Origin of the sequence: Trichocoleus sp. FACHB-40 (assembly GCF_014695915.1) — a bacterium.
In the GTDB taxonomy this organism is placed as follows: domain Bacteria; phylum Cyanobacteriota; class Cyanobacteriia; order Cyanobacteriales; family FACHB-T130; genus Funiculus; species Funiculus sociatus.
Genome location: NZ_JACJPF010000119.1, coordinates 1 through 16760 on the forward strand (window position 1 = coordinate 1; position 16760 = coordinate 16760).

General features: G+C 43.7%; 23 protein-coding genes. 14 read left to right on the plus strand and 9 right to left on the minus strand.

From position 1 onward, the window contains the following. From H6F63_RS28425 to H6F63_RS28445, 5 genes are all read left to right on the plus strand, one after another. The coding region (locus tag H6F63_RS28425) for a tyrosine-type recombinase/integrase (RefSeq protein ID WP_190640621.1) at positions 1 to 350 on the plus strand (350 nt) is incomplete at its 5' end. 190 nt (positions 351 to 540) lie between these two features. After that, positions 541 to 1089, plus strand: a complete 549-nt coding sequence (locus H6F63_RS28430) for a hypothetical protein (protein ID WP_190640622.1) — start codon at positions 541 to 543, stop codon at positions 1087 to 1089. 262 nt (positions 1090 to 1351) lie between these two features. Then, positions 1352 to 1762 carry a leucine-rich repeat domain-containing protein gene (locus H6F63_RS28435; protein ID WP_190640623.1) on the plus strand — a complete coding sequence of 137 codons (411 nt, stop codon included), beginning with the start codon at positions 1352 to 1354 and terminating at the stop codon, positions 1760 to 1762. Positions 1763 to 1781: 19 nt separating this feature from the next. Then, positions 1782 to 2558 (plus strand): leucine-rich repeat domain-containing protein, encoded by a 777-nt coding sequence (locus H6F63_RS28440; protein WP_190640624.1) that lies wholly within the window; start codon positions 1782 to 1784, stop codon positions 2556 to 2558. 412 nt (positions 2559 to 2970) lie between these two features. After that, positions 2971 to 3540: a recombinase family protein gene (locus tag H6F63_RS28445; RefSeq protein WP_190640641.1), complete on the plus strand. Its 570-nt coding sequence runs from the start codon at positions 2971 to 2973 to the stop codon at positions 3538 to 3540. A 1278-nt stretch (positions 3541 to 4818) separates the two neighbouring features. Here H6F63_RS28445 and H6F63_RS28455 read toward each other — a convergent pair. The 8 genes from H6F63_RS28455 to H6F63_RS28490 form a co-directional block, all read right to left on the minus strand. After that, on the minus strand, positions 4819 to 5163 hold the full coding sequence (locus H6F63_RS28455) for a hypothetical protein (RefSeq protein WP_190640625.1): 345 nt from the start codon (positions 5161 to 5163) through the stop codon (positions 4819 to 4821). Between the two features lie 520 nt (positions 5164 to 5683). Continuing rightward, on the minus strand, positions 5684 to 5926 hold the full coding sequence (locus H6F63_RS28460) for a hypothetical protein (protein WP_190640626.1): 243 nt from the start codon (positions 5924 to 5926) through the stop codon (positions 5684 to 5686). Positions 5927 to 6022: 96 nt separating this feature from the next. Continuing rightward, positions 6023 to 6178 carry a hypothetical protein gene (locus tag H6F63_RS28465; protein ID WP_190640627.1) on the minus strand — a complete coding sequence of 52 codons (156 nt, stop codon included), beginning with the start codon at positions 6176 to 6178 and terminating at the stop codon, positions 6023 to 6025. A 12-nt stretch (positions 6179 to 6190) separates the two neighbouring features. After that, positions 6191 to 9748, minus strand: a complete 3558-nt coding sequence (locus H6F63_RS28470) for a hypothetical protein (RefSeq protein ID WP_190640628.1) — start codon at positions 9746 to 9748, stop codon at positions 6191 to 6193. Between the two features lie 1504 nt (positions 9749 to 11252). After that, positions 11253 to 11558, minus strand: a complete 306-nt coding sequence (locus H6F63_RS28475) for a fertility inhibition FinO-like protein (protein ID WP_190640629.1) — start codon at positions 11556 to 11558, stop codon at positions 11253 to 11255. Between the two features lie 75 nt (positions 11559 to 11633). Next, complete coding sequence (locus tag H6F63_RS28480) at positions 11634 to 11867, minus strand: hypothetical protein (RefSeq protein WP_190640630.1); 234 nt, start codon at positions 11865 to 11867, stop codon at positions 11634 to 11636. Beyond that, positions 11860 to 12069 carry a hypothetical protein gene (locus H6F63_RS28485; protein ID WP_190640631.1) on the minus strand — a complete coding sequence of 70 codons (210 nt, stop codon included), beginning with the start codon at positions 12067 to 12069 and terminating at the stop codon, positions 11860 to 11862. Before H6F63_RS28485 ends, H6F63_RS28480 begins: the two co-directional genes overlap by 8 nt. A 16-nt stretch (positions 12070 to 12085) precedes the next feature. Further along, positions 12086 to 12280 (minus strand): hypothetical protein, encoded by a 195-nt coding sequence (locus tag H6F63_RS28490; protein ID WP_190428451.1) that lies wholly within the window; start codon positions 12278 to 12280, stop codon positions 12086 to 12088. Between the two features lie 235 nt (positions 12281 to 12515). On the opposite strand from H6F63_RS28490, the gene H6F63_RS28495 reads away from it, so the two are divergent. The 9 genes from H6F63_RS28495 (at position 12516) to H6F63_RS28535 (ending at position 16417) form a co-directional block, all read left to right on the plus strand. After that, entirely contained in the window at positions 12516 to 12965 is a 450-nt protein-coding gene (locus tag H6F63_RS28495; RefSeq protein ID WP_190640632.1) for a hypothetical protein, read from the plus strand. A 69-nt stretch (positions 12966 to 13034) separates the two neighbouring features. Further along, positions 13035 to 13592 carry a hypothetical protein gene (locus H6F63_RS28500; protein WP_190640633.1) on the plus strand — a complete coding sequence of 186 codons (558 nt, stop codon included), beginning with the start codon at positions 13035 to 13037 and terminating at the stop codon, positions 13590 to 13592. 2 nt (positions 13593 to 13594) lie between these two features. Then, positions 13595 to 13945: a hypothetical protein gene (locus H6F63_RS28505; protein ID WP_190640634.1), complete on the plus strand. Its 351-nt coding sequence runs from the start codon at positions 13595 to 13597 to the stop codon at positions 13943 to 13945. Between the two features lie 84 nt (positions 13946 to 14029). Further along, positions 14030 to 14266: a hypothetical protein gene (locus tag H6F63_RS28510; protein WP_190640635.1), complete on the plus strand. Its 237-nt coding sequence runs from the start codon at positions 14030 to 14032 to the stop codon at positions 14264 to 14266. A 217-nt stretch (positions 14267 to 14483) separates the two neighbouring features. Beyond that, the gene (locus H6F63_RS28515) at positions 14484 to 14768 is read left to right on the plus strand and encodes a hypothetical protein (protein WP_190640636.1); all 285 of its coding nucleotides are present in this window, start codon (positions 14484 to 14486) and stop codon (positions 14766 to 14768) included. Beyond that, entirely contained in the window at positions 14765 to 14935 is a 171-nt protein-coding gene (locus tag H6F63_RS28520; protein ID WP_190640637.1) for a hypothetical protein, read from the plus strand. Before H6F63_RS28515 ends, H6F63_RS28520 begins: the two co-directional genes overlap by 4 nt. 56 nt (positions 14936 to 14991) lie before the next feature. After that, positions 14992 to 15660 (plus strand): hypothetical protein, encoded by a 669-nt coding sequence (locus H6F63_RS28525; protein WP_190640638.1) that lies wholly within the window; start codon positions 14992 to 14994, stop codon positions 15658 to 15660. Positions 15661 to 15674: 14 nt separating this feature from the next. Next, entirely contained in the window at positions 15675 to 16076 is a 402-nt protein-coding gene (locus H6F63_RS28530) for a hypothetical protein (protein WP_190640639.1), read from the plus strand. Then, positions 16073 to 16417 carry a hypothetical protein gene (locus H6F63_RS28535; RefSeq protein ID WP_190640640.1) on the plus strand — a complete coding sequence of 115 codons (345 nt, stop codon included), beginning with the start codon at positions 16073 to 16075 and terminating at the stop codon, positions 16415 to 16417. Before H6F63_RS28530 ends, H6F63_RS28535 begins: the two co-directional genes overlap by 4 nt. 27 nt (positions 16418 to 16444) lie before the next feature. Here the strand turns inward: H6F63_RS28535 and H6F63_RS28540 are convergent. Then, a partial coding sequence (locus H6F63_RS28540) for a transposase family protein (RefSeq protein ID WP_277876511.1) occupies positions 16445 to 16760 on the minus strand: 316 nt, incomplete at its 5' end.

Below are 16760 nucleotides of genomic sequence, written 5' to 3' on the forward strand. Positions count from 1 at the left end.
TTGCCTGTAAAAAAATTGGTCTTGAAGGTGTCAGCACTCATAGCTTTCGGCGTACAGCTTTAACTCAAATGTCGGACGCTTGTATCCCCTTAAGAGTCATTGCCCAAATTAGCGGACACCAGGATTTGAGCCAGCTTCATGCCTATCTGGAGGTCAGCGATACGCAAGTGCGTGGAGCTATCGCCTCATTGTCTAGACTGTCCTATATCGGGAAAGTCCTCTATGACGATGTAGAGCCGGATCGGACGCCAGTGCGATCGCCAGTTGAGAAATGTATGTATGACGACTTGAAGGAAAATCCTCTCTCAACTCCAATCGATGGTTCTGGTTTAATCGAGCAGGACTCCTGAACCGCTACCCTAAATGCGATCGCTGCTTCCTCAATGCTCAATATACCGTCAAACAATACGTGGTTACAGATGATTGACGAGCGCTCTGAATTGAAACAATTCACAACCCAAACCGGAGTAAGACTGCACCAGCTTGTATCTCACCAAGGTGGCACTTCTGTTGTTTAATTCCCAACTGGAGAGGACAAGCATGGGAAGTTCTGAGAAAAATTCCAGAAAATCGGGACGGCGATATACTTCATTTGAACTTCAGGGTGTTTCCGCACATATCCAAGAATCATTCTGGGCAACGGTTCTAGGGGCTGTTCTCGTTGTCCGAGGTGGAATGTTTTTGCTGAATCCCCAACTGGCAACCTTGGAATGTGATCGCCTCCAGTCTTTGGGTATATGTAAACTCGTGGTGTCTGGTTTGCGAGGGGAAACCGTGACTCCCTTCCCACTCAATCGCTTAGAGAAAGCAGACGTTCAGAAACATGGCAAATCAAGTCAGCTTGTCCTGCTAACATCTGACGGGAAACTCTACTTTCCAATTAATAACGGTTTTACCTTTACACATGACAAAGCCTCTGAGATTAATGTATTTGTGCAAAATTCAGAAGCCAAGTCTCTAAAACTGGAGCAGGATAATCGTTGGTTCGTCTATCCGCTCGGAGCTAGTTTGATAGTGTTAGGAAGTTTCCTCCTGTGGAGTAACTTTAAAAAGCTGCTAAATCGCTCTGCACGTCGATCCAAACTTTAATACTTTATTTACTAAAGCGTTCTAAATGCAGAATTTCTACGGATTCGCCAGTATCTAGTAGAGGAGGCTGGAAGGGAAAATTTAAAACGTTTTTTGTACGAATGACTAGGTTATAACTCAATCTCGTGGACTGGCAAGGCAATAACTAACGCGATTGCACTCTTGAAAAGCTCTCAACTGATGACTATTTAACCTTTGGCATTTTCATTGCCCTCTGTTAACCTTATCTCATAGCAGAATTTTGAAGATAGGTGATAGGTGTATGAAAATCAAAAAGCATCCTCAACTAAACATTTACCAAACTATTCCACGAGCTTTATTACCCTTTAAACCTCTGGGTACTCTAGCGCTTCTCCTGCTCGTTTCATGTTCTTCTACCGAGACTGTCTGCCTTCCACAGGCTACTACTTCTACCAAGACAGTTCCCCGTCCACAAACTGCTACTTCTAGAACCTTTGCTGATTGGTGTTTAAATAAAAATAAACAAAGTGTGGAAACAAGACGCACTGTTGACGTCCTGTTGCAAGTGGCTAAAACTCAAGATTGTAAGCAGGCTGACAAGTTTCTTTCAACTCGTATCACGCTTGACCTTGACGAAAAGCAAATAACCGACATTAAACCTTTGTCATCGCTAACCAATCTGACTCAGCTCCAGCTCAATAACAAACAATAAAATAGACGACCTCAGACCCTTGTCATCCCTAACTAGCTTAACTACACTTTGGCTTGATAACAATAAAATAGCCGACATCAAACCCTTATCAACACTCAGTAACCTGTTTTTTCTCTCCGTCAATAACAATAAAATAGCCGACATCAGATCCTTATCAACATTCACCCAACTGGGCCACCTCTCCGTCGATAACAATAAAATAACCGACATCAGATCCTTATCAACACTCACCCAGCTGCGCTACCTCTCTGCCGATAACAATAAAATAACTGACGTCAAATCCTTGTCAACACTCACCCAGCTTGACGACCTCTCGCTCGATAACAATAAAATAGCCGATCTCAGCCCCTTATCAAAGCTCACAAAGATCACCTACCTTTACCTCGACAACACTCAAATAACTGACGTCAAATTTCTGTCAACACTCACCAACCTAGTTTACCTCTCCCTCGCAAACAATCAAATAGCTGATCTCAAACCCTTGTCAACATTCAGTAACCTGAAGGAACTCTCACTTAATAACAATAAAATAGCCGACCTCAAACCCTTATCAACACTCACAAAGCTGAACCACCTCAATCTCGCAAACAATCAAATAGCTGACCTCAAACCCTTATCAACACTCACAAAGCTGAACCACCTCAATCTCGCAAACAATCAAATAGCTGACCTCAAACCCTTATCAACACTCACAAAGCTGACCTACCTCTACCTTTCCAACAATCAAACGCTCGTCGATAAAACTTGCCCTGTTAAACCCGAATCCATCTGTAGATTCATACCTTACCCTCGTTAACACATTGCGATTGTAAAAAGTTCGGCTGGGCTGAGGATATTGTGTAAATAATACTAACTCCGCTCGGCTGCTTTACTTTTTTCAACGGAATTAAGCCACCTCTCAAAGTTTTAATCGCCGCAAGAAAAGCCCAGTCAACTATTGGACTTTTGTGTCCTTAATGGCATTAGTAGATTTTAGTGAGTCAGCAGCTCAGCAGAAAGTTTGGTAATTTCTTCAAGTGACTTGTTAGATAGTTTCTGCAATATCAAAACGATCAGTTCTAGAATAGACTCCCACAAACGACCGTTTATGAGACATATTTTTTGAGCTGACACAACGCGCCTCAAATGTACCTGTGCCGTGTCTCATAACCCGTCTTTTTATCTATGTCTCATGAGATAATTAATAGATGAGTTATGAGACATTTTTAATGAAAATTGGATATTGCAGAATTTCATCCAATGACCAAACCTTAAATTTACAAAAAGACGCTCTTAAAAAAGCTGGGTGTGAAAAGATTTTTAGTGATACCGCCAGTGGTGCTTCTTCATCTCGACCTGGGTTAGATCAGTGTCTCGACCAACTCCGCAAAGGCGATACTTTGGTTGTGTGGCGACTGGATCGACTTGGGCGATCTCTCAAACATTTGCAGACACTGGTTGAAGACTTTAGCACCAAAGGAATTGGGTTTGTCAGCTTAACCGAAGCAATTGACACGACCACGAGTGGCGGCAAGTTAGTCTTTAGCATCTTCGATGCAATAGCCGAATTTGAGCGGCAGATTATCAAAGAAAGAACAAATGCTGGATTAGCCGCTGCCAGAGCTAGAGGCAGGAAGGGTGGTAGAAAAGAGCAACACAATTCTAAAAAGATTTCCACTGCCATTAACTTGGCTGATACCAGTCCCGACACCATCGCTGATATCTGCAAACATTTAGGAATTAGTCGGTCAACTTATTATCGTCGTAGAGCGAACTTACTTAAAGAAAATTTAAACTGATTATTTTAACTGTTAATTTTGCAGTATTTTTGCCATTTCCCGAATTAGTGCGCGTAGCAGTTTAGCTTTGGTCTGCCCCGTGTACTCAGCTAACTCTGATAGTTGCTCGTAGGTTTCTGGGTCAAGGTCAAGCGTGATTCTGGTTTTTGAGGGAACTTGCTTTTTCAGCTTCTCCAGCAGGTTTTCTTCTTCCTGGGTCTGGGCTAGTTTCTTGCTCTTGGTCTTTTGTTTGGTGGCAGGAGCTGCCTGTAGTTCTAAGTTACCGATGAAGAAATTGAAAAACTAAATTAGTTAAAGAATAGCGCATTGGTCGAAGCTTTACTAAGCGAATGGTCTGCAAAGAATAGGCAGAATTAATGAGCCAGAACAGCCAAACCATTGAAAAAAAATAATTAAATAGCGTTCTAGCTGTCATAGCGCCTCAGTAGCTAGAACACGCGATAATGAAAATCTGCGGGGCAGTTGCGGCCCAATTGCGGGGCAGTTAGCGGGGCAAGAACCCTTATTGTGTATACCTCGCGGGGCAATCGGGGCAATTTCTTAACTCGTTGAAAAAAAAGAAATTTTCTTTTTCAATGATTTTGTCTTTCTCCGAAATGGAAAATTAAAACGCCAAAAATATAAACAATTAGTAAAACTGCCCCGACTGCCCCGCGAGGTATATCGAGCAAGCATTACAGCCCCGCAACTGCCCCGCACATTGCCCCGCATCTGGCTCAAATTGCCCCGCAAATCCTGATTACGATTTGTTCTAGCTGGCACATCAACCCAATAGCTAGAACAAACTGGAATTACTCCAAAAGTGTTTGAGCATCAGTTAGCCGTGATTTTATTTCTCCTAATTTGGTTCTTAATTGAGTGAGCTGATTACGTCGCTCAATCCCTAATCGCCCCTCAATATTGCGGGGGTCATCATCGTGAGATAAATGCAATACCTTTACTTTTTGAGTACGTTCGGATGGCTAAAATATTACCTCTTTTGAGGTGAACTTGTTGTATAAATAAGCGCCGCTCGGACGCTTCACGGAATATTGGTATGCTTCAATTGATTCAGGTGCGATATAGAACCCATTTGACATCTTTTGCTGGGGTGCTTGGCTTTGAAGTAAGCCGTTACTTTGCGATCAATGATAGAGCCTGCTTAACAAGACTGTTTTTTGCAAGAACAGGGATAAAACCAGCTAGCTGCAAGGCTTTTAGTTTCAGGAATAGATCTCAAATGGGTTCTATACAAGAGGGCAATCGAATTTGGCTGAACTACAAGCTATGTTACAAATTTTATAGATTGATCGTCAGGATTTTTTTCTTGCTTTTTTTGTCGCTCAACACGACTGTATTGTAGGGTGATGTATCCGTTCCCAGCGGAATTGGCAGCCAAAAACTGGGGTTTTTATGATTGAGTTCGCCTAAATCAATGCTCTTCGTTATATCGCCATCTGTTGCCAGATGAGCGGTAAGTTCGCCTTTATAATCTTCAATTAAAAAGTCGCTAAATAAAACGACTTGCCCACCCTCAGGATGTATACCAAGGATGACCGTACCGCTGAAAGTTGCGCCTTTTCGTTCTTCATCAACTGTTGCCATTATGATTTCCGAGGGGTCTTGACCGGACATATCTGCCATAAACTTTTTCCTGGGCGAATTCTCAACAATTGAAAATGATTTTACAAGAGCGCTATGGGCGATCGCAAAACTCTCAGGACGTATTTCTGCATCGGTCTTGCAAATGTATAGCCAAGTTACTTCTGGTTATACGCCTAATTGGAAGATTGAGTAGGGATGAGTAGAGGCTGAAAGCGATCACGAAGCGTTGTTGCTCTTCAGATCGCATCGCAGAAACCTGATACAGGGGAGACGCTCTCGAAGTTTCCGGATTCTGTTCTAGCAACCTACGAGAGCCACGGGAAGGGGTAGGCAGGAACACCAAGGTCAAATGCTTGTAGGTCATTTTCAAGGGGTCATTTGTCCTAGCTCCAACATTAAAGCAGGAGCTAGAAGAAGACACCAGGTATCCAACCCCTGCAATAGGGCAAGCAGAAATTAGGTGACAATGACACCTGCCAAAAAGAATTTATTTATGGGCTGGGGCTGTTTAGGCGATCGCAATCTCGCTCATAAAAACAGATTGCGATCGCCTGCTCATTTAGCTCTGAAATTTCTCGGTCGCTGCGTGCACCATTGCCTCCGTCTTTTTCTGTTCCACAGTTAGAGAATCACTTTCTTGAGTTTCCTCCCACGGGCTGTCGATTTCAGCACATTCAGCAGTTTCAGCAGCTTCAGCAATCTCTTCTACCGAGGACTCAGTTTCATCAACCTCAGCACTTTTAGCATTTTCAGCAAACTCAGCAGATTCAACTACAACACCCGCATCATCTAGTTGCCGCAAAAGTTAATCAGTTTTCGACGCAACATTTTCGCAAAGTCCATCGCAAAGTCCATTACGGCTCCATTACAGCTCCATTACGGTTGCATTACGGCTCCATCACGGCTTCATCACAGTCCAACAATCAACGAGCAACCCAAACCCGCCGCGAGAGGGCAGGCGGGAATAGGTGCCATTGTCACCTGGCACAAAGAAATTAATTTTCGGGCTGGGAGATTCGGGTCGCGATCGCACGCTCGTCAAAACAAGCTGCAAATTTGCTCTCGGCTACGTGGTTGAGAGAGCAGTTCCAATCCTTGCCTGCACCTCACCAGGCATCAAGCACACCAATAAATTAAGAAGCTTGGATTTCGACTCTAAAGGCAGTGCCGCCAAGATTGAATCAAACGTCTCGTGAAATATTTTGGCGATTTCCACCACCTTTTTGACTTTATCGATGGGAGTATCACTACCTGCCATATCTTCAGGTGGAGGGTCTATGACTGACGGCAAGTAATTTTTTGCCATCAGAATCTCATCTTCCGGCAAGTCGCTCAAATTATTAGTCGGGCTATTAAAGGAATCTAATAGGGCCGCTAATAATTTCTGGAAGGTTCTCCACCCGCCCAATTCCTTCATGACTTGGCTTACTCTACCTTGCGAGATTCCGGCAGCTTTCGCTAAAACGGATTGGGTTAGCTTATTTCCAGATGCGACAATTTGTTTAGCCACCTCCATTAGCGTCCATTCTGTCTGTTGTTTAGCATTGCCAGCTTTGGGTGTGATGGTACAAGCTTCCATCTGCTCGATTGGCACTTCTAAGAAACTTAGGTCGTAGTCGCCAGCAAAATAGTAAGTTAGTTGCTCGTTTGGACGGCGTTCAGCGCGAAGTCTTCCGATAGCTTGAATGATTTCTGCTTGGGTTTGAGCGTCCACAAAGGCTTGAAAGCCTGGATCTGGTGGATTATTCTTATCCAGTGATATTTGACGACCTGTGAGCGTCTGGTACCGAGACTGCAAAGAGCCTAGATTTTGGCAGGGAATCCCGAATGATGCAATTACTTGGCGGTTGATAAAATCATTGGAGCCTCTAGAATCCACGAACCAGCTTTTTTCCCCTTCGGAAGCACAACCCTTCCAGTCCAAGAGAATAATTTGAGGATGGCGGGAGGTTAGCTCGGTTTTGAGTGCATCTACTCTGTTGATTAAAAATTCCGATCGTTTCTTACCGAGCCGATTCATCCCAGTGATTTGAATAATCCGGAGGTTGTTGTAGTTGGGAACGTCCTGCTCTATGACTAGGATATTTTCTGGCTCAATATCCAAAAGCAATGCTAGGTCGTCGGGCCTGATGGTTGCATCTAAATAGATATTAAATTTGGACGCTTCCGCAATGTCGCTGTGTCTGTCGTCACGCCTGCAAATCGTTAGCTTTCCGAATTTGCAGCGGAGCGCTCCTGGTTCTTTATTCCACACTTTTAGAAAGGGGACAAGCCAATTTAGCGGAATCGACTTTTCCAGATCCTCAATCAGTTCGGATGGCCGCTCCCGAAAACGCTTTTTCACTTCATCGGGTAAATCCTCCATCTCTACATCGTATTCCTCGGTCGAATTTAATGAGCTAAAGTCGGGTTGTAATTCGGCTTCGAGTTCTGAAATGATGTCCGATAAATTTTCTGGAGGGGGAGGTAGCAAGTCTCGGATAGCGCTATCGTCAAACCCGTAATGGGGTTGCTTTATTTCTTCATTAAGCAACTGACGCAATACCAGCCGTGGTTCTTTTAGAGCTTTATGGATGGCAGGTAGCTTGCTCTCTATTAAACCCATAATCTGGTCAAGGTCAGCAAGCTCGACAGTAACATCCTGCACTGCATTGATAAGCGTCCCAGCTTCGTCCCAAAAATTCCCCACCTTTGAGAAGTCGAACTTGTCGTCGTCCTTCTTGTCAGTTGGATCAGGGTCATTTGGATTTGGTGCTGAATTTGGATGGGCGCGTATTAGGCTTCCCTCAAGGGTTTCCTTCCGCTCACATTTAAATCCAAAGCCTTCTCCCGTATCCCTAGAGCAGACATTCTGCAAATGGCAGGTTGTGCAAATGGGATTTTCCCGCCCCTCAACGAAAATATTTTTTTTCCACATCACCTCGAAAAGCCCTTGTCGGTTGCAATTTCCGGGGATAGTAGCTTTTTTACCTTCTTTAGGTTTGGGGCGAACAATATAGTCTTTTCCCATCGGCGTTTTGCGGGTCTTGTCAACTGCCATCCCCGCATTCCTAACAGGCAAATCCCAATAGTTTTTTTCAATCGGAAGTGTCGTCGGATTTCGGTGATTAGCGGCAAAATAAACGAGCTTTTCTGCCCCAAAATCCTTGGGTTTAGCGACTCCGGCTGTATGGCTTTTACCAGTTCCCGGTGCTGATTTATCTAGGATGTGAAAGAAGCCCTTCTTTACCGCCTCTCGCCACAAAGCTTGCCTCTGCCCCTCTTTAAATTTAATTCGAGGGCATCCCAAAGCTATATATCCTTCAGGTTTAGGTAAGCAGCCAGGAACATAGACCAAATAATCCAGCGGTTTTGGATTTGGTTCCGAATTGGGTTCTGGTGGTGTTGGGTTTGGTTCTGGATTGGGTTCTGGTGGTGTTGGGTTTGGTTCTGGATTGGGTTCTGGTGGTGTTGGGCTTGGGGGTGTGCCAAATCCTTTGAAAGAGTTCTCTACGCGCTGCTTAAGGTTCTGAAATAAGCTTGTCGTTTCTTTCCAAAAATTGTTGGCATCGCGGGCGATCGCTTTAAATTTCTCCCAAGTAATCTCCTCAATTTCATCGCCCCGACCCGCGGCTAACATATCGTCAAGGTCGAGGTCATCTTTACTTGTTTGTCGCCACCAAAGGACATTTACTTTATGACCCAATTCTTTTAGCAGGTCATGAGTTCTCTGATATTGGCGCATTACATTGTCGTTGAGAATCGCCCCTGCATCCGGACATAGAGCGATAGGTTTTCCCCCTATCTCTGGCTCTAATTCTACAAGGTAAGCTTTCAGGGTTGATGGTGAAGACGCAAAGTTTCCTCCAGCAGCGCCAATGGTAATTCGACCAGACAACTGAGCGGTAATCTGAGCTTTCAGAATCCCTTCAGCGAGAAAAAGCCCCTTCTTTTTTGTTTCGCCAAATGGACGGCAGCAGGTTAGAGGTAATTCACCATTGGTTAGGTGAGCAGTCGGAGCATTAGGGCGTTTCTTACTGGTACTGGTGGGCCAGCGATATTTGCCATTGTCGGTATTATCTAGGCGTAGTTGCCAGCCAATAATTTGTCTCTGTGGATTCCAAATTGGGCATAACAATCCAGCTTGGTAATTGGTGAGACTCCGCCCGTCGATGTTGACTCCTGCAAGGCGATGACTAATTTCTGTCTCTAACTTCTGCCATTGCCCTACGCTCCGAAACATTCCAGCTTGAATCTGTTCGTCGCTTAGCCCTCGCTGGCGTAGGTTTTCTCGGTGTTGTGGACAGAGATCCGATTGAGCAAGTAATTTCCTAATTTCTCGGTCACGGTCTGGTTCACTCAGTAATCGTGATCGCTGGTGGCGTTCTGCATCCAACCGCCGTTGTTTTTCGAGTTGGTGCTGCTGTCGCCACTCTTCCCGCTGTTGTTGAGATGCAGCTTCGACTGTTGCTTTTTCTGCCCAAATTCCAAAGCCGTGTTTGTCCTGAACTCGAAAAATGTAATCGGGCGGATTGGCTTCACTGTCGCGGCAGAACACTAATCCAGTTTGTTTTGATTGTCGGCAATCCTTACGAGTACCGTTACAGACTGGACAATTTCCTTTCAAGGGTAGGAAATTATTCATGACGCACCTCCCACCAGGCAAGCGCTCAAGGGGAGTTGCGCTTTAAAATTAAAAACGTTAATTTTTTTCATTTGCCTCCTGAATGGTTATCAGGAGAGCATTTCAGCCTTTAGCAGGGTAATTCAATTTTGCACAGTCGAGTCACTTAACAAAAAGGAGGTACTCAAAAAAATGCAAAACGCTGTCTGTGGTTGCTTTTGACAGATTTTTGAATTAAATGCTAAATTGGATCTAACGCTGAGCATTAGAAAAGTTTTTTGCTAATAAGACAGATCGCTCCGCCAAGATTGTTCTGTCTTATTAGGGCTGTTAATGCTCTCTTTTTGTTGTATTAATTGCGTAAAATGCTGTTGTAAAAGCATCACAGACAGCGTTTTGCGTTTTTTTTTGACTATCTCCTTTATGTAAAGTGGCTCGACTGTGCAAAGCTGTTGAGTCATTTCGTGTACACTCCCAATGAGTTAAGGTGGTTCTCCAGCGCGATGCGGACGAATTCAGCGCCTGAAACTCCGCACAATTGCGACGCTTTAATAAGCGTATCTTTTTGTTTCAGATCAATCCTTTGATTAATTCGCATTGTTTCGACGAGGCTTTGTGGGCCACTATTAAGGTTCATTTTGCATTTGGCCTCCGCTTACTACCCTGATTATAATTCGTCGAAATCAAATTTTGACAAACAAAATGTAAAGTATCTCAAGCGCAGATAGGATTAATTTCATCCAAGGCTTCAAGCAACCAAAATGTAAAGTCTCTTGGTGACTGCATCCAAGGCTTAATGTAACCAAGATGTCAATCATCTTGGTTACATTAAACAAGGCTTGAAGTAACCAAAATTTAAAGTGCTTTGGTGAATTTAAATTCTCTCATAACTCAAGGCGAATAGATGTAAGTGTCATTGGCACTTACATCCGTTGATAAGTTACATTTAGATGCAGCAATGCTCAAAGCTAGAGGCTAATTGATGCAGAATGATGGATAAACAACAGTCACCAGACGCTTCAATTTCTTCGTGTGACTGATTTCTACCACTTTAAAGATGGAGCTGAATTGGGCGCATTTGTACGAAGCTACGCTGCCGTACCTGTGATTGGAAATGTTTTATTGTCTCAAAATTCTTTTGGACTAATCGAGCACATCCTCTTCCCAATACTCTTTCACGTTTAGTTTTGCTGGGTAAAAGGGTTCATTCTGCCTTTCTGTAATAAGTGGGTGAGATGATCGTTAAAGTAATTTTCCATTTAATTAGCCCCTGGCATGACATGGATTTCTATTTTTAGTCGCCTCTCCGCAAAATTCTTGTGGAAATTGAAATCTAGGTGCCATTGGCACCTACTGGCTTTTCAGGAGAATTAATATTACTACGGGTTGAAAGTAGGTACTTCCAAATGCGCCTAATTCAGCTTGGTTGTCAATTATTACTGCTCTGTCTTTATCTGCGCTGATTTGCAACACCCTCAATTCCTGTTGATGTAGTCGAGCAATAAACACCTAAAATCATCGCTCATTACTCTGCTGTCGTTGTCTCTTTCGGTTCCTTTGGCTTCTTCTCGAAAACCTGAATGGCTGGCTCGTTCAGGACAAAGCCCTTCTCTGTGGGTTCGCCCATCTTTCCCGCGATCGCAGCAACCCACATCGGGTAATCGGTTTGTGCCTGTTCTAACTTCTTAAAAACTTTGGGCTTTACAGTTAGGCTCACAATCCGCCCATCGCAGTCAATCTCAAAAGACTTCCAACCATTCTCTACAGCCTTTACGTCGGCTGGGAATTCCGAAATCTTTATGGTTAGCTCAAGTTTGCCTTGCGTTGACATAATGCGTGATACCTCCTGTGTAAATGCGATGCGGATACTCTAGTCGCTAGTCCCTGGAGCGCGTGATTGCGCTCCTTACACCACAACTAGCATTTGTTCTAAAAGCCAGTTATTAGAGACGTTATCCAATACTGGAAGCAAGCGAAAATTAAAATACTCTTCCCAAGCTTCAACCCCGTAACGATCAGCAAAGCGACTTTCTAATTGCTCAAACTGTGAATAGTCCCGATTCGAGATGGCAGTTAGCAACGAAATTAGTTCGCTGACGGGAATTTGAGTGATAGTAGCCATTAGCTGTGATTCAGTCATCTGGATAATCCTCAAAAATACAAATGATTGGAAGGATGCTGCGTTTGGTATTGATAATCTCAACCACCCGCTTACCTTTTCGCTTAGCTATTTTGTAGCAGTTAGCTTCTGTTGCTGCGGCTGCCCAGTCCCGCTGCTCCGTTAATGGATTCCACAGTTTTGAGCTTTCATCTGGCTTGTCCTCTTTTGGGGTTTCAGTCATACCGATCGCTTATCCATCATTCCCCTTTACCAGCCGCTTTCATTTGTTCAAGCCTCTCCTTTATCAGCACTCTGATTTTTGCTGATAGGGGTAGCTCTGCCCATGCCGCGTCGTTTCGACACGTTTCGATTTCTTCTCTAAGGTCGCCGACATCAATTGAAATACGGTCTTTTTGCGCCACAACAGAATCTAAAATTTGGTCTTCTTTCATATCTTATTCTTTACGTGTTTCATTGATTACTCAAAGAAGCCGATAGAAGCTATTTGCATCTTTTAGCTTCTTACGTGCTATCGTAGCAGACATAGACCAAAAACGCCTAAAACCCTCACCACACAAAGAAATCATGTGAGATTGGGTGAGAGAGTTTTTTTGCCAAAAATCGCCTCAACCGCAGATAGCAAGCGGAACAAACAATGTTTACCGTAAATTTTGGAGAATTAAAAAAATGGTTGCAGTACAGCCAACACAGACCGGATTTGCCCGAAACACACCCACGCTGGCTACAGGAGCCGATATTGGGGCAGGTTTAATCAAGATTTGCATCGGCAGCAGCAATCAGCAAATGAAACTCCGATTACCCTCAAAAGTTGTGGAGGTTCGAGAGGAATTACACGATGCTCTTGAGGCAAAAGACGGTGGATTTTTTCACTATGTGAGTGGTGACAGAGAAGATTTAATTGGGCGTGACTTTTTAGTAGGAAGTTTAGCGGCATGGAAAGCTCCAACAAGTCATATCAAGCTGAGTGATGACCCGAAGTTAAAAGCTGAATATTCTTTGCATATTTTGCTAGGAAGCTTAGCTACTTTACCATTTAGACCAGAGTGGAACTTACATTTAGTTCTGTCAACTCATAACAGAGAACTTTTTCAGGAGGCAGTAACCGCTAAAACGTAAGGTTATCACGTAATTAATTTTGGCAGTAATAATGCCCTACAAACGCGAGTAAATCTGAAAGTAAGTTTGGTGGTTCCTGAAGGTGTCGGGTCTTATGCTTATTGTGTTTCGGCAACACCAGAACCATTTATAGATAAAACAGCCAGTGCGATTGCGATTGACCTGGGAACCTCGACAATTATCCCAACTGTTTTTAGTATTGGTGGCTCCATTATTCACCGAAAAGTTTTAGAGATTGGTGGCTGCATTGACTTGCTTGATTCAATCGCATCTGATTCAGAACTAATCCAATTTTTAGGGAGTGGTAAAGCCGGAAGTGTTGAGACAATCCGCCAAGGGATTGAATCACGAGAGTTCAAGTATGGAACCCGTAATTTTGACTTCCGACCGATTTATTTACGCCACTTAAAACCTTGGCTATCTGACCGACTGCGCCTTGCTTTGAAAGAGGTGGAAGAGTGGCGTGATTCAGCTCAAAGCTTTGTTTGTTGGAGTGGTGGTGCTGAATTACCATGTGTAGCCAAAATGCTTTCTACGCAAGGGATTACCGCAGTTCCGGAGGGATGCTGGGCTAATGCAATTGGCTTGCAACGGATGTCTGAAGGTCGCTTACACAGAGGTAAATAATTATGGCTGAGAATCTACGAGTACGGATAGAAACGGATATTCAGAAATATCTGAAATCGCAATCAGAAATAGTAATCGGCAAGGACTCAAAAGAAGTGACTAGCACCGACTTAACAACGCTAACTAACCGGATTATTTACGAGCATAAAATAGCTCAATCAATGGCTAAACAAGTTCCGTTTGCAAAGTTGTTTAGCTGGGTGATGGGGTTGGTTCCTAGCGGTGGCAGTAATAAAGTTGTAGCGCTTAACCAAGGAGGTGAATTACCTGCATTTAACTCTAATCAGAACAAGATAGATGACTTTGATTTTGATGCTGAACTTGGCGATTTATTTGAAAATGAGGCGGCATAAATCAAAAGTGCCAGCAGTCAGGAGCCTGAGAAACTACGACGCTGGCACTGTCCCCAAAACATCACGTAATGGAGCAATTCAATAATGACACATGATATCCAGACGGCAATCCAGCGCCGCATAGATCACAACAGAGTTCATGGCGTTGGTTTCGTAGAAGGGCAGCTTTTACCTCGCGGCATTAGCTTAGAAATTGCTTGTGAACTGGCTGAATATTGGACACGCGGCATGAATGACGAAGCGATCGCGCTCATTGGAACACTTCCCCAGGCTGAGATAATTCGCCGCATTTATTGCGCCTGTGCCGGGATTGCCAAGTAGAAAATTCTGATAACTCATAGACAAGAATCATGCCAGATAAAACTACCTGGACAAATAGCTTGCGTCTTCTTAAAGTTCCGGAAGAACTTTCCGAGCAAGCAGCAGATATTCTTTCTCGACAGGACGCAGGTGAACTTCCGTATCCACTACCAGAACAAGAACAACAGATTGTAACTTGTGCATGGCGTTCATCTAAAGCGAATACAAGGAAAAAATTATGACTTGGATTACTTACACAATAACAGCCGAATCTGGCACGACCTTCACCCATCCCAGTAAGTTAGAAAATCTCCGTGAAGCAAAAGCGGAATGGGAGGCGAAATTCAATCAGAGAGCGGTTGCAATCGAAATTGACGATGACGACACTGAACTTGATTTTTCTAATTTATTTGAAGTTATTCCACAAGTGGAGTATCACGTTTCCGCACTCATTGAAGACCGAGCTTGGTACGAAGAATTTTTAGCAGAAGCTCAGAATATGAATGGGGAGACAGAAGCGTGAAAGATGATAACCTTACTCTCCCAATGGCGCTGCTAACAGTCTTTTTGGGCTGGCAACTGTACGCCACTTATACCCAAGCGCAGAAGCTAAACCAGACGCTCGGCATCTGCCAGCAACGAGAACAGCGCACAAACGAAATGATTGATAAACTACGCGGGTTCAACTAGCACAAACGATGCCCTCAGATACTACCTGGGGGCTACTAATTCACTAAGGAGAAAATATGGAATTTGGAAAAAGAGGCGGTGCAATTGTCAAATATTCCGGTAAAAACTCAGGAGTATATAAAGTTCATTCGATTGACCAAAGACTAGCCGGATTGACAAAAAGCTATTACGGCATTGACCTAAAGCGTATCCCTGAGATGAGCGACCAGGAGCTTGCAGAATTTGCTGGTAGAGCGCAGGCGATGGACAGGTTGATTGAAGTGCTTCCAATTTTAGAGAAACACTTTTCAACATTGATTCAAGGTCAGGTAAAATACGAGGAGTTTGTAGCCAACACGCAGAAAGAAGCGGCAGCAGGGGCTAATAAAATCGACCAAAAACTATTGGATGCTTTTCTAGTCAGCAAAGGCTATGAGAACCACTTGAAATTAATGGGTGATAAAGCACGACACGGAGTTCTCAAGCTCGAATCTGAGAGCCGCAGTGCCCTCAGCTTGGAACGTCTAGATTTTCAGACCGCACTTCAATTGGTACAGCGACGGCATCAAATTAGCGCACGTCGCACTCAAGAAAAGATTCCGCAGATGGAGTGGCGTGAAGCACTGGCAGAACAGGTGAGAAAGGAATCTGAGGAGCGGAAAGATTTACTTACTAATGGCACCCGTTCCAGCTCAGACAAGAAAGGATTTTGGCAAAGTGTAGGCGATTGGTTTAGCGGTAAATAATCGAGGCTGTTTCAATGTTTGATCCTAACGATTCTCAGCCTCATAACGAGGCTGACTTTCTTGAAAATACTGAACCAGAATCCAGCCCATCTAGATTTTATAAAGCGGCTGGAAATATATCGGAATTTGGGCTGTATTTCTCTGCTGGATTAGCGCTGGCTTTATTGTCTCGACTCATACCTGAGATGTTGATTGCCTACGCGACACTGCTAGGACTTACCGCTGGATACATTGCGCTGGCATTAGGAAGAGATAAACGAGAGAGCGCAGTTATCGGACTTGCTATCACTGTTTCAACAATTGTGGGATTTTGGGATGTAGTCGCTTCTATTGTCGCTGTTCTTAACCCGTTGCTTTTAATCTCAATCCCAACTCTTTTAGTGTGTTTGGCAATTCTTTCGAGGGTGAAAACATGAACCAAAAAATAGTTATGTTCTGCGCTTTTGGATTGGGAATAATTGGTTCAGCAGTAGCTACAGCAGGTTATTTCGATGGAAAGCTTATTTACTGCCAACCCACCGCAAACGGATGTGTCGAACGCTCAGTTCCAGACTGGATTAAATTAAATTCCTCTGCTAGAAATGTGCGACGCGAACCAGGCGCAACGGGATGGAAATTGAGCGGTGCATTTATTTCTGTCGCCGGGTTCTGGGTGTCAATGTCACTGGCACGAAGCTTGGCGGCTCAAGAAGAAAAGCTATATCGATTTGATTTACTCAATAGACCTCTTGCAAAAGTCGCAGATGGGGTAAGATGAGGACTGAAATTATGCGATCACTCTCTCCTAATCATAAGAATCACTTATCTTATTCAATGCGAGCCTTAGTTCGTAATTGTAAAGTCCCGCTATCAGATTAAACCTTAAACCAAATCTTTTTCGGCGATTTCTATAACGGTCAGCTAAAATCTTAAAAATTTTCAGTTTTCGATGAACATGTTCCCCAACTACTCGTTGTCTTGCTAACTTCCGATTTCTCTTTTTAGCTTCATCACTCAAGGTTCCTTTTCTCGGCTTTTTCTGAGGGACTTGACTATTAGCGTGAACCTTTTGAATTCCTTGATACCCTTTATTGACCAAGCATTTAATCGTCTGTTTTAAG

Coding starts and splice junctions, on each gene's coding strand:
- H6F63_RS28430 (WP_190640622.1), top strand. CDS start 541: ATGGGAAGTTCTGAGAAAAATTCCAGAAAATCGGGACGGCGATATACT.
- H6F63_RS28435 (WP_190640623.1), top strand. CDS start 1,352: ATGAAAATCAAAAAGCATCCTCAACTAAACATTTACCAAACTATTCCA.
- H6F63_RS28445 (WP_190640641.1), top strand. CDS start 2,971: ATGAAAATTGGATATTGCAGAATTTCATCCAATGACCAAACCTTAAAT.
- H6F63_RS28455 (WP_190640625.1), bottom strand. CDS start 5,163: ATGGCAGATATGTCCGGTCAAGACCCCTCGGAAATCATAATGGCAACA.
- H6F63_RS28470 (WP_190640628.1), bottom strand. CDS start 9,748: ATGAATAATTTCCTACCCTTGAAAGGAAATTGTCCAGTCTGTAACGGT.
- H6F63_RS28475 (WP_190640629.1), bottom strand. CDS start 11,558: ATGTCAACGCAAGGCAAACTTGAGCTAACCATAAAGATTTCGGAATTC.
- H6F63_RS28480 (WP_190640630.1), bottom strand. CDS start 11,867: ATGACTGAATCACAGCTAATGGCTACTATCACTCAAATTCCCGTCAGC.
- H6F63_RS28485 (WP_190640631.1), bottom strand. CDS start 12,069: ATGACTGAAACCCCAAAAGAGGACAAGCCAGATGAAAGCTCAAAACTG.
- H6F63_RS28490 (WP_190428451.1), bottom strand. CDS start 12,280: ATGAAAGAAGACCAAATTTTAGATTCTGTTGTGGCGCAAAAAGACCGT.
- H6F63_RS28495 (WP_190640632.1), top strand. CDS start 12,516: ATGGTTGCAGTACAGCCAACACAGACCGGATTTGCCCGAAACACACCC.
- H6F63_RS28505 (WP_190640634.1), top strand. CDS start 13,595: ATGGCTGAGAATCTACGAGTACGGATAGAAACGGATATTCAGAAATAT.
- H6F63_RS28510 (WP_190640635.1), top strand. CDS start 14,030: ATGACACATGATATCCAGACGGCAATCCAGCGCCGCATAGATCACAAC.
- H6F63_RS28515 (WP_190640636.1), top strand. CDS start 14,484: ATGACTTGGATTACTTACACAATAACAGCCGAATCTGGCACGACCTTC.
- H6F63_RS28525 (WP_190640638.1), top strand. CDS start 14,992: ATGGAATTTGGAAAAAGAGGCGGTGCAATTGTCAAATATTCCGGTAAA.
- H6F63_RS28530 (WP_190640639.1), top strand. CDS start 15,675: ATGTTTGATCCTAACGATTCTCAGCCTCATAACGAGGCTGACTTTCTT.
- H6F63_RS28535 (WP_190640640.1), top strand. CDS start 16,073: ATGAACCAAAAAATAGTTATGTTCTGCGCTTTTGGATTGGGAATAATT.